The organism is Streptomyces sp. C, assembly GCF_000158895.1.
Taxonomy (GTDB): domain Bacteria; phylum Actinomycetota; class Actinomycetes; order Streptomycetales; family Streptomycetaceae; genus Streptomyces; species Streptomyces racemochromogenes.
This window is the reverse complement of the sequence record NZ_GG657750.1, coordinates 1839296-1851722: the sequence shown is the minus strand read 5'-3', so window position 1 is coordinate 1851722 and position 12427 is coordinate 1839296. Positions and strand designations below refer to the sequence as shown.

The following is a 12427-nucleotide window of genomic DNA, read 5'->3' as shown; positions in this document are numbered from 1 at the left end:
CCGTGGTGGTGACCGTCCGTCGTTCCGTCGTGACGACCGTGGCGATCGTCCCTCGTACCCCCGCCGTGACGACGACCGTGGTGGGCGTCCGTCCTACCCGCGTCGTGATGACGACCGTGGTGGGCGTCCGTCCTACCCGCGTCGTGACGACGAGCGTGGTGGCTTCCGTGGCGGTCGTGACGACCGTGGTGGTGACCGTCCGTCGTACCCGCGTCGCGATGACCGTGGCGGGGACCGTCCGTCGTTCCGTCGTGACGACCGTGGCGAGCGTCCCTCGTACCCCCGTCGTGACGACGAGCGCGGTGGCTTCCGTGGCGGTCGTGACGACCGTGGCGGTGACCGTCCGTCGTACCCGCGTCGCGATGACCGTGGCGGGGACCGTCCGTCGTTCCGTCGTGACGACCGTGGCGAGCGTCCCTCGTACCCCCGTCGTGACGACGACCGTGGTGGGCGTCCGTCCTACCCGCGTCGTGATGACGACCGTGGGGGGTTCCGTGGCGGTCGTGACGACCGTGGTGGCGACCGTCCGTCGTACCCGCGTCGCGATGACCGTGGCGGGGACCGTCCGTCGTTCCGTCGTGACGACCGTGGCGAGCGTCCCTCGTACCCCCGTCGTGACGACGACCGTGGTGGGCGTCCGTCCTACCCGCGTCGTGACGACGACCGTGGTGGCTTCCGCGGGGGCCGTGACGACCGTGGTGGTGACCGTCCGTCGTACCCGCGTCGCGATGACCGTGGCGGTGACCGTCCCTCGTTCCGTCGTGACGACCGTGGCGAGCGTCCCTCGTACCCCCGCCGTGACGACGACCGCGGTGGGTTCCGCGGGGGCCGTGACGACCGTGGCGGTGACCGCGGCGGCTTCCGTCGTGACGACCGGGGCGACCGTGGTGGGTACCGTGGTGGCCGCGATGACCGCGGTGGCGATCGTGGCGGCTTCCGCCGTGACGACCGCGGTGACCGCGACTTCCGCTCCGACCGCGACCCGGTCAAGCGGCTTCCGATCGACGAGGACGTCACCGGCAACGAGATCGACGCCGATGTGCGCCAGGAACTCCTGAGCCTGCCCAAGGGGCTGGCCGAGGAGGTCTCGCGGAACCTGGTCATGGTCGCCCGGCTGATCGACGAGGACCCCGAGCAGGCGTACGCGTACTCCCGCATCGCCCTGCGGCTCGCCTCCCGCGTCGCCGCCGTGCGCGAGGCCGCCGGCTTCGCCGCGTACGCGACGCAGAAGTACAGCGAGGCCCTCGCCGAGTTCCGTGCCGCCAAGCGGATGACCGGTTCCGTCGAGCTGTGGCCCGTCATGGCCGACTGCGAGCGCGGCCTCGGCCGTCCGGAGCGGGCGCTGGCGATGGCCGGCGAGCCCGAGGTGCAGAAGCTGGACAAGGCCGGTCAGGTCGAGATGCGTCTCGTCGCGGCCGGTGCCCGCCGGGACATGGGCGAGCTCGACGCCGCCATCGTGACCCTGCAGAGCCCCGAGCTGGCCTCCAGCTCCGTGCAGCCGTGGACCGCGCGCCTGCGGTACGCCTACGCAGACGCCCTGCTCGCGGCCGGCCGTGAGGACGAGGCCCGCGAGTGGTTCGCCAAGACCCTCGAGGCCGACAAGGACGGCGCGACCGACGCCTCCGACCGGCTCGCCGAGATCGACGGCGTGGAGTTCGTGGACGCCGCCGCGGCCGACGCGGAGGACCTCGACGACGCCGACCTCGACGACGACACCGACGAGGCCGACGAGGACGACGACCAGGACCCGGCCGAGGTGGCCGCCGCCGAGCGCGCCGCCGACCAGGCCGAGTACTACGACGAGGACGACGAGGAGTACGAGCCCGCCGACGACGCCGACGTCGACCTGACGGACGAACTCGTGGTCGTCGAGGACGACGAGCGCGGCAAGGCGTAACCGCGGCGCTCGGACGACGAGCAGAAGGGCGGCACCCCCTCGGGGGTGCCGCCCTTCCGTCGTTTCCGGTGTACCCGGTGTGCCCGGCGGGGCCGTCAGTCCAGGCTGCGGAGGACCAGGCCGGTGGCCGGCTTCGGGCCGAACGAGGTGGACTTGCGGGGCATCGTGACGCCCTGCCGGGCCAGGTCCCGGACGACCTCCTCCCGTACGGGGTGCAGCAGGACCGCGGTGCCGCCGTGCCGCTCGGCCATCGCGACGGTCGCGGCGGCGTCGTGGATGTACGAGATGTGCTCGGGGGCGTCCGGGATCTGCCACAGGGCGTCGAGCAGGGAAGCGTGCAGCACGGTCGCGTCCAGCCGGCGCCAGGCCTCGGGGCGGTCCTGCCGGACGGTGCGCTCGATGAGGGCCGGATCCGGGTCGGTGACCAGGTGGTAGGAGCCGTCGCCGGAGAGGAGGAAGGCGTTGCCGCGCTCCGAGGCGTCCGCGAGGGCCTCCAGGGCCAGCGGCAGCGGGCCTTGGACGGGGCGGACCCGGAAGGAGCCCTCGACCTTGGCCAGTGCCTCGGAGAGGGGGAGCCGGCGCAGCATCCGGTGGATGGCCCGGACCTGGAGCGGGTAGCGGACGGTGTCGACGAGGAGGACCAGGCCGAAGTCCCAGGGGGTGGCGGGGCCGTGCTCCTCCTGGAGGCGCAGGTACGTCGCCCAGCGGTGGTGGCCGTCGGCGATGAGGGCCTGGCGGTGGGCGAGGTCGGCGGTGACGACGGCCAGTTCGTCGGGGTCCGTGATGGCCCAGAGGCTGTGGCGGAAGCCGTCCTCGGTGACGGTGGACAGCAGCGGCTCGCGCGCGGCGGTGTCCTCCACGACGCCGGCCGCTCCGGTGCCGGGACCGTCGCCGCGGTAGGTGAGGAGGAGGGGCTCCAGGTTGGCCGAGGTGGCGCGCATCAGGCCCGCCCGGTCGGTGACCACGTCCGGCATGACGTCCTCGTGGGGCAGGACCACGCCCGCCTCGGCGGGGGAGAGGGCCAGGGCGCCGATGACGCCCCGCTGGAGGAGGCCCGGCTTGCGCTGCTCGTAGACGTAGAGCGCGGGACGCGGGTCGGCGCTGAGGACGCCCCCGGCGATCCAGTCGCGCAGGGTGCGGGCGGCCTGGTCGTTGCGCGCGGCGGGGGTCTCGGCCTGCGGCAGGATCAGCCGGACGATGTTGTGCGGGTCGGCGGATTCGAGGTAGTCGACTCCGTCGGGGCGCACGACCACGTCGTACGGCGGCGAGGTCACTGCCGCCAGGCTGCCGACGCGCTCCGGGACGTACCTCAGTCCGTTGAAGGGGATCAGGCGCAGCCCGTGCTCCGCGTTGCCAGGTGTGGTCATTGGTGCATGGTAAGACCCGTCTCGCGATGCGGGATGATCGGGGGAGTCACGGGGTAGCGCAAAATCGGACAAGATCGATCTTAAGAATCCCGATGTCTCGAGCGTTGTTGGAATCGTTCAGGAGGAGTGGCCAGATGACCCGGCAGAGCAGGACCGGCCCCGCGGGCAGTGAGCGGAGTCTGCACCAGGCGTACGACACGGCACTGCTGGACCTGGACGGGGTGGTGTACGCGGGCGGGCACGCCATCGCGCACGCGGTGGAGTCCCTGGCCGTGGCCCGGGAGGGCGGGATGCACCTGGCGTACGTCACCAACAACGCGCTGCGGACCCCGGACGCGGTCGCGGAGCACCTGACCGAGCTGGGGATCCCCACCGAGGCGGGCGAGGTGATCACCTCGGCGCAGGCGGTGGCCCGGCTGATCGCGGAGCAGGTGGAGCCGGGGTCGAAGGTGCTGGTGGTCGGCGGCGAGGGGCTGCGGGTCGCGCTGCGCGAGCGCGGGCTGGTGCCGGTGGAGTCCGCCGACGAGGAGGGGCTCGCGGCGGTGGTGCAGGGGTACGGAGGGCCGGAGCTGGCGTGGGGGCGGTTCGCGGAGGCCGCGTACGCGGTCAACCGCGGGGTGCCGTGGTTCGCGTCGAACACCGACCTGACGATTCCGAGTGCGCGCGGCATCGCGCCGGGCAACGGGGCGGCCGTGGAGGTCGTGCGGATCGCCACGGGCGCGGAGCCGCAGGTGGCGGGGGAAGCCCGCTGCCCCCGATGCACCGGGAGACGGTGCTGCGGACCGGGGCGGAGCGGCCGCTGGTGGTGGGGGACCGGCTGGACACCGACATCGAGGGCGCGTTCAACGGGGACGTGGACTCGCTGCTGGTGATGACCGGGGTGACGGACGCCGCGCAGCTGCTGCGGGCGGAGCCGAGGCACCGACCGACCTATGTGGACCGGGACCTGCGGGGGCTGCTGACCGGGCAGCCGGAGGTGGCGGAGCACGCGGGCGGCTGGCGGTGCGGCGGCTGGACCGCGGTGCACGCGGACGGCGGTCTGGACGTGGAGCCGGCGGGCGACGCCGACGGTCCGGGCGATCCGGTCGACGGACTGCGGGCGCTGTGTGCGGCGGCCTGGTCGCGGGCCGGGGACGGGGTGTACGCGGACGACGTGGAGAAGGCCCTGGCGAAGCTGGGGTTCTGAGCGCGGCGGGGCCCGGCGGGCTCGGCCGTTCGGGTGATCGGAAAAGGTGCAGGGTAGGCTAACCTAACCTTCGTGTTGGCTGAGAGTCCCCCCGAAACCGAGCAGAGCGCGCCGAGGCCCGTGGCCCGCCCGCGGCACGCGGCGCGCGCGGCCGGTCTGCTGATCGCCCTCGCCGTGCTGGCCCTGGTCGCTGTGGCGAGCATCGCCGTGGGCGCCAAGCCGATGCCGCTCGACGAGGTCTGGCACGGCCTGTTCCACTACTCCGGCACCACCAACGACGTGGTCGTACGGGACCTGCGGGTCCCGCGCACGGTCCTCGGGCTGCTGGTCGGGCTCGGCCTCGGCCTGTCCGGCGCGGTGATGCAGGCGCTGACCCGCAACCCGCTGGCCGAGCCCGGCATCCTCGGGGTGAACGCGGGCGCCGCGGCGGCCGTCGTCTCGGCCATCAGCTTCTTCGGGGCCGCCACGCTGAACGAGTTCATCTGGTGGGCCTTCCTCGGTGCCGCGGTCGTCTCGGTCGTCGTCTACGTGCTCGGCGGCAGCCGCAGCGCGACTCCGGTGCGCCTCGCGCTCGCCGGTACGGCGGCCAGCGCGGCCCTCGTCGGCTACATCAACGCCGTGCAGCTGATGGACAGCAAGGCGCTGGACAAGCTGCGCTTCTGGACGGTGGGCTCGCTGGCCTCGGCCAACATGGACACCGTCCGGCAGGTGGCCCCCTTCCTGCTGGCCGGCGCCGTGCTCGCGCTGACGCTGGGCCGGCCCCTCAACGCGATGGCGATGGGCGACGACACCGCGCGGGCGCTCGGCGCGCACCTGACGCGGACCCGGATCCTGGCGATGGCCGCCATCACCCTGCTCTGCGGGGCCGCGACGGCCGCGTGCGGGCCGATCATCTTCATCGGGCTGATGATCCCGCACCTGGCCCGCGTGGTGACCGGCCCCGACATGCGCTGGGTGCTCGCGTACTCGGCCGTCCTGTCGCCCGTGCTGCTGCTCGGCGCCGACGTGATCGGACGGGTCGTCACGCGGCCGTCCGAGCTCCAGGTCGGCATCGTCACGGCGCTCATCGGCGGCCCCGTCTTCATCTACCTGGTTCGGCGCAAGAGGATGGCCCAGCTGTGACCGCGAACCCCGCCGCCGCGAATCCGGCCCCCGCGAACCCGGCCGCCCCGAAGCCCGCCGTCCCGGCCGTCGGGCTCCGGGCGCTGCGCGGACCCGGCGGCACCTCGCTGCGGGTCGAGCCGCGCGCGCTGGCGACCGGCCTGCTGCTGGCGGCGGCGACCCTGGTGCTGGCCGTCGTGCTGATCGGCACCGGCGACTTCGAGATCGCGCCCTGGGACGTCGTACAGACCCTGCTGGGCAACGGGACGCCGGCCGACGACTTCATCGTCAACGACCTGCGGCTGCCGCGGGTCCTGGTCGCGGTGCTGGTGGGCACGGCCCTCGGGATGTCCGGGGCGGTCTTCCAGTCCGTCTCCCGCAATCCGCTCGGCTCCCCGGACATGCTCGGCTTCGGGTACGGGTCGGCCGTCGGCGCGCTCGTCGTCATCGTCCTGTTCAAGGGCGGCGCCACCGAGGTCGCGCTGGGCGCCGTCATCGGCGGCCTGCTGACCGGTGCGGTCATCTACCTCCTCGCGTACAAGCAGGGCATCCACGGCTACCGGCTGGTGCTCGTCGGCATCGGGGCGTCCGCCGTCCTCGTGGCGCTCATCCAGTACCTGATCGCCAGGGCGCAGATCGTCGAGGCCACCCGGGCGATGGTGTGGCTGACCGGTTCACTGGCCGGGCGGGACTGGGCGCAGGTGTGGCCGCTGCTGGCGGTCTGCGCGGTGCTGTTCCCGCTGGTCCTCGGGCAGAGCCGGGCCCTGCGGATGATCGAGATGGGCGACGACGCCGCGTACGCGCTGGGCGTGCCCGTGGAGCGGACCCGGATGCTGCTGATGCTGGCGGCGGTCCTGCTGACCACCGCGGCCGCCGCCGCGGCCGGCCCGATCAGCTTCGTCGCGCTGGCCGCGCCGCAGCTGGCCCGGCGGCTGTCGCGGTCGCCCGGGTCGAACCTGCTGACGGGCGCGCTGATGGGCGCCGTGCTGCTGCTGGCCTCGGACCTGGCCTCGCAGCGGGCCTTCGGCTCCGACCAGCTGCCGGTGGGCGTGGTCACGGGGCTGGTCGGCGGTGTCTACCTGCTCTGGCTGCTCGTCACCGAGCGCAAGGCGGGACGTATATGAACAAGCAGGTCGAAACGAGGAGTGGGCAAGTGCAGAGGCTGAGCGCGGAGAACGTCACCCTCGGCTACGACCAGCGGGTCATCGCGGAGAACCTGTCGGTGGAGATCCCCGACAACTCCTTCACGGTGATCGTGGGCCCCAACGCCTGCGGCAAGTCCACGCTGCTGCGGGCCCTGTCGCGGATGCTGAAGCCGGCCGCCGGGCGGGTGCTGCTCGACGGGCAGGCGATCTCCTCGCTGCCGGCGAAGAAGGTCGCGAAGACGCTGGGCCTGCTCCCGCAGTCATCGGTCGCCCCGGACGGCATCACGGTCGCCGACCTGGTCTCGCGCGGCCGCTACCCGCACCAGGGGCTGCTGCGCCAGTGGTCGGCGGAGGACGAGCGGATCGTCGTCGAGTCGATGACCTCGACCGGCGTGGCCGAGCTCGCCGACCGGGCCGTGGACGAGCTGTCGGGCGGCCAGCGCCAGCGGGTGTGGATCGCGATGGCGCTGGCCCAGCAGACGCCGCTGCTGCTGCTGGACGAGCCGACGACCTACCTGGACATCCAGCACCAGCTGGACGTGCTCGACCTGTGCGCCGAGCTCCACGAGACCCAGGGCCGGACCCTGGTCGCGGTGCTGCACGACCTCAACCACGCGGCGCGCTACGCCACGCACCTGATCGCCCTGCGCGGGGGCGTGGTCGTAGCCGAGGGCCCGCCGGCCGAGGTGGTCACCGCCGGACTGGTGGAGGAGGTGTTCGGGGTGCGCTGCCAGGTCATCGACGACCCGGAGACCGGTACGCCGCTGGTGGTCCCGGCCGCGCGGCAGGCCCGCGCGAAGGCCTCCGTCTGAGGCGTACCGCTACAGCAGGCTCTTGAGGCGGAGCAGGTCGCGGAAGCCGGCCTCCAGGCGGACCCGGCCCGAGGCCCAGGCCTTGGCGAACTTCAGCTCGCCGGCGACCATCGCGACCAGGTCGTCGCCGGTCATCGCCAGCCGGATCTCGGCCTTGGACCGGGGCGGTCCGGGCGTGACGCCGTCCACCCGGATCCGGCCGCCGGCCAGGCGGCCGGAGAAGGTCTCGTCGAGGTCCGTGATGTGGCAGCTCAGGGAGCGGTCGAGGGCGGCGGCGCCGCGGACGTCGCCGTCCGCCGCGGCCAGGTTGTCGGAGAGTCGGTCGAGTGCCGTGCGGCACTCCTGGATCGTAGCCATGGTGATCACGACCGTACCGCAGAGCCGCGGGTGGTGACGGCCGCGCTTCGGGGTAGCGTCGGGGCATGACCGACGCACAGTCCGCGAGCGTTCCGGACGACTTGCGGGAGCCCGCGGCCCCCCGCCGCCGAGCCGGCCGCCGAGCCCGCCGCCGGCCCCGCGCCGCTGGGCCTCGTACGCACCCCCACCGGCCACGCCGCGGTGGACGCGCACCTGGAGCGGCTGGCGGACGCGGACGACCTGGCGGCGGACGGGCACGTCGAGGTGTACGAGGATGTGCACAGGGGACTGCGCGAGGCGCTGGACGCGCTGGACGCGACGCCCGTCCCCGGACCTTACGAAAACAGGAGCTGAACCGAACGTGGCAGGAGTGGCACGCCGCCGCCTGGACGCCGAACTGGTACGCCGCAGCATGGCCCGCTCGCGCGAGCACGCGGCCCAGCTGATCGCCGCGGGCCGGGTCACCGTGGGCGGTACCACCGCCACCAAACCGGCCACCCAGGTCGAGACCAGCGCGGCGCTCGTGGTCCTCAAGGACGACAGCGACCCCGACTACGTCTCCCGGGGCGGCCACAAGCTGGCCGGCGCGCTCGCCGCCTTCCGGCCGCTGGGGCTGGTGGTCGAGGGCCGCCGGGCGCTGGACGCGGGTGCCTCGACGGGCGGGTTCACCGACGTGCTGCTGCGCGCGGGCGTGGCCCACGTCGTCGCCGTCGACGTCGGCTACGGACAGCTGGCCTGGTCGCTGCAGAGCGACGAGCGGGTCACCGTCAAGGACCGTACGAACGTGCGCGAGCTGACGCCGGAGCTGATCGACGACGTGCTGGTCGACCTGGTCGTCGGGGACCTGTCCTTCATCTCCATCGGCCTGGTGCTGCCCGCGCTGGTGCGGTGCACGGCGCCGGACTCCGACCTGGTGCTGATGGTGAAGCCGCAGTTCGAGGTGGGCAAGGAGCGCCTGGGCAGCGGGGGCGTGGTGCGCAGCGCCGAGCTGCGGGCCGAGGCCGTGAAGGACGTCGCGGCGCAGGCCTGGAAGCTGGGGCTGGGCGTGCTCGGTGTGACGGCGAGCCCGCTGCCGGGGCCGTCGGGGAACGTCGAGTACTTTCTGTGGCTTCGGGCGGGGGCACCGGCACTCGACCCGGGGGATGTCGATCGTGCAGTGGCGGAGGGGCCGCAGTGACGGATGTGTCAGCAGGTACAGCAGGTACAGCAGGTTCAGCACGTCGGGTGGGATCCGAGGGGGCGGCCTCGGGGGAGGCCGTGGAGCAGGCGGGGCCGCGGACCGTGTTCCTGGTCGCGCACACCGGCCGGCCCGCGGCGATCCGCAGCGCCGAACTGGTGGTGCAGGGGCTGCTGAAGTCGGGGATCGGGGTGCGGGTCCTGGAGCACGAGGCGCGGGACCTGCCGCTGCCGCCCGAGGTGGAGCTCGTACCGGAGTGCACGCCCAAGGTGCTCGACGGGTGCGAGCTGCTGATCGTGCTGGGCGGGGACGGGACCCTGCTGCGCGGGGCGGAGTTCGCGCGCGGCTCGGGGGTGCCGATGCTGGGCGTCAACCTGGGCCGGGTGGGGTTCCTCGCCGAGGCGGAGCGCGACGACCTGGACAAGGTCGTGGACCGGGTGGTGACCCGGTCGTACGAGGTCGAGGAGCGGATGACCCTCGACGTCCTCGTACGGACCAACGGGGACGTCGTGCACCGGGACTGGGCGCTGAACGAGGCCGCCGTCCAGAAGGTCTCCGCGGAGCGGATGCTGGAGGTGGTCCTGGAGATCGACGGGCGTCCGGTCACCGGCTTCGGCTGCGACGGGATCGTCTGCGCGACGCCGACGGGTTCCACGGCGTACGCGTTCTCCGCGGGCGGGCCGGTGGTCTGGCCGGAGGTGGAGGCGCTGCTGATGGTGCCGATCAGCGCCCACGCGCTGTTCGCGAAGCCGCTGGTGACCTCGCCGACGTCGGTGCTGGCGGTGGAGGTGCAGAACGGGACCCCGCACGGCGCCCTGTGGTGCGACGGGCGCAGGACGCTGGAGCTGCCCGCCGGGGCACGGGTGGAGGTGCGCCGGGGGACGGTGCCGGTGCGGCTCGCCCGGCTGCACCACGCCTCGTTCACGGACCGGCTGGTGGCGAAGTTCGCCCTGCCTGTCTCGGGCTGGCGCGGGGCACCGCACTAGGCCGCCCCGAATCCGCTAATAGCACATCCGTTCGAGAGGCTTCGGGCGGGTGAGGTCACATGGCACCCGTGAAACCTCGGTATGGTCGTCCCGTGCTTGAGGAGATGCGGATACGGTCGCTCGGGGTCATCGACGACGCGGTGGTCGAGCTGTCGCCCGGTTTCACCGCGGTGACCGGCGAGACCGGCGCGGGCAAGACGATGGTCGTCACCAGCCTCGGGCTGCTGCTCGGCGGCCGCGCCGACCCGGCCCTCGTACGGATCGGGGCCAAGGCCGCCGTGGTCGAGGGGCGCGTCGTCATGCCCCCGGACGCGCCCGCCGCCGTACGCGCCGAGGAGGCCGGGGCCGAACTCGACGAGGGCGCCCTGCTGATCAGCCGGACCGTGTCCGCCGAGGGGCGCTCCCGCGCCCACGTCGGCGGCCGCTCCGTGCCCGTTGGCCTGCTCTCCGAACTCGCCGACGAACTCGTCGCCGTCCACGGCCAGACCGACCAGCAGGGCCTGCTGCGCCCGGCCCGCCAGCGCCAGGCCCTCGACCGGTACGCCGGCGACGCCGTCGCCGTCCCCCTGGAGAAGTACGCCGGCGCGTACCGGCGGCTGCGCGCCGCCACCAACGAGCTGGACGCCATCACCACCCGCGCCCGCGAGCGGGCGCAGGAGGCGGACCTGCTGCGCTTCGGGCTGGACGAGATCGCCGCCGTCGAACCGCTGCCCGGCGAGGACGCCGAGCTCGCGGCCGAGGCCGAACGGCTCGGGCACGCCGAGTCCCTGGCCTCCGCCGCGCAGGCCGCGCACGCGGCGCTGGCCGGCGACGTCGAGGACCCGGAGGGCGTCGACGCCAACACCCTCGTCGCGGGCGCCCACCGCGCGCTGGAGTCCGTACGCTCGCACGACCCGGTGCTCGGCGGGCTCGCCGACCGGGATCGGGGAGCTGGGCATCCTGCTCGCCGACGTCGCCGGGGAACTCGCCGGGTACGCCGACGACCTGGACGCCGATCCGCTGCGGCTGGCCGCGGTCGAGGAGCGCCGGGCCGCCCTGACTCAGCTGACCCGCAAGTACGGCGAGTCCGTCGACGCGGTGCTCGACTGGGCACAGAAGGGCTCGGCACGGCTGCTGGAACTCGACGGCGACGACGAGCGGATCACCGAGCTCACCGCCGAGCGGGACGCCCTGCGCGAGGAGCTGTCGCTGCTGGCGCAGGCCCTGACGGACGCCCGGACGGAGGCCGCCGAGCGCTTCGCCGCCGCGGTCACCGCCGAGCTGGCCTCCCTGGCCATGCCGCACGCCCGGGTGACCATCGACATCCGCCAGACCGAGGACGCCGACGGCGTCGAGGTCGGCGGGCGGCCCGTCGCCTACGGGCCCACGGGCGCGGACGAGGTCGAGCTGCTGCTCGCCCCGCACCCCGGCGCCCAGCCCCGTCCGATCGCCAAGGGCGCCTCCGGCGGCGAGCTGTCCCGGGTCATGCTGGCCGTCGAGGTCGTCTTCGCCGGCACCACCCCCGTGCCCACCTACCTCTTCGACGAGGTGGACGCGGGCGTCGGCGGCAAGGCGGCCGTCGAGATCGGGCGGCGGCTCGCGAAGCTCGCCAAGTCCGCGCAGGTCGTCGTCGTCACCCACCTGCCGCAGGTGGCGGCCTTCGCGGACCGCCAGCTGCTGGTGGAGAAGACCGTCGACGGATCGGTGACCCGCTCCGGAGTGACGGTCCTGGAGGGCGAGGACCGGATCCGGGAGCTCTCGCGGATGCTGGCCGGCCAGGAGGACTCCCAGACCGCCCGCGCCCACGCCGAGGAACTGCTGGAGGCGGCGCGCGCGGACGCGTGACGACCGGATCGTTAGCCCGTGTGGGTGAGGCTGGGGGGCGCACTGCGGTATCTCGTACGGGATCCGCACCCGTATGGTCCCGGAACGCGCGTGCGGACTGGCATCCTGGGCGACGTCTCTGACTCCTCACCCTGGAGCTACGGCCCGTGAGCAGCTCCCCGGCCTCCATCCCGGCCCCCGCACAGCCGTACGGGCGGCCCCCGCTGCGTGCCGTCCAGGTCCTCGGCGGTGCGGGCGCGGGCAGCAGCGCGCACGTGCGGTCCCTGACGACGGGGCTGGCGGCGCGGGGCGTACGGGTCACCGTGTGCGCCCCCGTCGCCGCCGAGGGGGAGTACGACTTCACCGGCGCCGGGGCGGAGTTCACCCCCGACGCGGTGAGCGCCCTGCGGGCCGCCTGCGCCGGCGCCGACGTCGTGCACGCCCACGGGATCCGGGCCGGGATGCGGGCCGCGCTGGCGCTGCGCCACGGCCTCGGGCGGGGGCGCCGGGTCCCCCTGGTGGTGACCTGGCACGGCAGCGCGCCGGAGCTGGCGGGGCCGCTCGGGCGGCTGAGCCGGCTCCTGGAGCGGCACGTG

10 protein-coding genes and 3 pseudogenes are annotated in these 12427 nt (G+C 73.9%); 11 read left to right on the top strand and 2 right to left on the bottom strand.

Going from position 1 to position 12427, the window contains the following annotated elements; translation table 11 throughout:
• Both SSNG_RS43615 and SSNG_RS08145 read left to right on the top strand, forming a co-directional pair.
• Positions 1-817, top strand: a pseudogene (locus tag SSNG_RS43615) (tetratricopeptide repeat protein); the annotation flags it as partial.
• A gap of 222 nt (positions 818-1039) precedes the next feature.
• Positions 1040-1897, top strand: coding sequence for a tetratricopeptide repeat protein (locus SSNG_RS08145; protein ID WP_042800734.1), 858 nt, complete (start codon positions 1040-1042; stop codon positions 1895-1897).
• A 95-nt stretch (positions 1898-1992) separates the two neighbouring features.
• On the opposite strand, the gene SSNG_RS08140 is transcribed toward SSNG_RS08145, so the two are convergent.
• Positions 1993-3264 (bottom strand): DUF1015 domain-containing protein, encoded by a 1272-nt coding sequence (locus tag SSNG_RS08140; protein WP_007263332.1) that lies wholly within the window; start codon positions 3262-3264, stop codon positions 1993-1995.
• Positions 3265-3398: 134 nt separating this feature from the next.
• Between SSNG_RS08140 and SSNG_RS08135 the strand changes: the two are divergent.
• The 4 genes and pseudogenes from SSNG_RS08135 to SSNG_RS08120 all read left to right on the top strand — a co-directional run bounded on the left by SSNG_RS08135 (position 3399) and on the right by SSNG_RS08120 (position 7508).
• A pseudogene (locus SSNG_RS08135) lies at positions 3399-4450 on the top strand (HAD hydrolase-like protein).
• 72 nt (positions 4451-4522) lie between these two features.
• A complete protein-coding gene (locus tag SSNG_RS08130; protein WP_007263330.1) occupies positions 4523-5572 on the top strand; it encodes an iron chelate uptake ABC transporter family permease subunit in 1050 nt (349 codons plus the stop codon).
• A gap of 83 nt (positions 5573-5655) precedes the next feature.
• Positions 5656-6675, top strand: coding sequence for an iron chelate uptake ABC transporter family permease subunit (locus SSNG_RS08125; RefSeq protein WP_042803096.1), 1020 nt, complete (start codon positions 5656-5658; stop codon positions 6673-6675).
• On the top strand, positions 6672-7508 hold the full coding sequence (locus tag SSNG_RS08120; RefSeq protein ID WP_128636891.1) for an ABC transporter ATP-binding protein: 837 nt from the start codon (positions 6672-6674) through the stop codon (positions 7506-7508). The genes SSNG_RS08125 and SSNG_RS08120 overlap by 4 nt, the downstream gene beginning before the upstream one ends.
• Before the next feature lie 9 nt (positions 7509-7517).
• Here SSNG_RS08120 and SSNG_RS08115 read toward each other — a convergent pair whose 3' ends face one another.
• Entirely contained in the window at positions 7518-7865 is a 348-nt protein-coding gene (locus SSNG_RS08115) for an SCP2 sterol-binding domain-containing protein (protein ID WP_007263327.1), read from the bottom strand.
• A gap of 165 nt (positions 7866-8030) precedes the next feature.
• Here SSNG_RS08115 and SSNG_RS08110 point away from each other — a divergent pair, with 165 nt between their 5' ends.
• From SSNG_RS08110 to SSNG_RS43610, 5 genes and pseudogenes are all read left to right on the top strand, one after another.
• The gene (locus tag SSNG_RS08110; RefSeq protein WP_050779576.1) at positions 8031-8219 is read left to right on the top strand and encodes a hypothetical protein; all 189 of its coding nucleotides are present in this window, start codon (positions 8031-8033) and stop codon (positions 8217-8219) included.
• A 7-nt stretch (positions 8220-8226) separates the two neighbouring features.
• On the top strand, positions 8227-9042 hold the full coding sequence (locus tag SSNG_RS08105; RefSeq protein ID WP_007263325.1) for a TlyA family RNA methyltransferase: 816 nt from the start codon (positions 8227-8229) through the stop codon (positions 9040-9042).
• Between the two features lie 47 nt (positions 9043-9089).
• Complete coding sequence (locus SSNG_RS08100) at positions 9090-10028, top strand: NAD kinase (protein WP_007263324.1); 939 nt, start codon at positions 9090-9092, stop codon at positions 10026-10028.
• A gap of 104 nt (positions 10029-10132) precedes the next feature.
• Positions 10133-11852 (top strand): annotated as a pseudogene (gene recN / locus SSNG_RS08095) (DNA repair protein RecN).
• 146 nt (positions 11853-11998) lie between these two features.
• On the top strand, positions 11999-12427 hold a 429-nt coding region (locus SSNG_RS43610), incomplete at its 3' end, for a glycosyltransferase family 4 protein (protein WP_007263322.1).

Excerpts from the sequence above, each read along its gene's own strand:
- SSNG_RS08140 (WP_007263332.1), bottom strand. The coding sequence starts at position 3,264 with ATGACCACACCTGGCAACGCGGAGCACGGGCTGCGCCTGATCCCCTTC.
- SSNG_RS08115 (WP_007263327.1), bottom strand. The coding sequence starts at position 7,865 with ATGGCTACGATCCAGGAGTGCCGCACGGCACTCGACCGACTCTCCGAC.
- SSNG_RS08120 (WP_128636891.1), top strand. The coding sequence starts at position 6,672 with ATGAACAAGCAGGTCGAAACGAGGAGTGGGCAAGTGCAGAGGCTGAGC.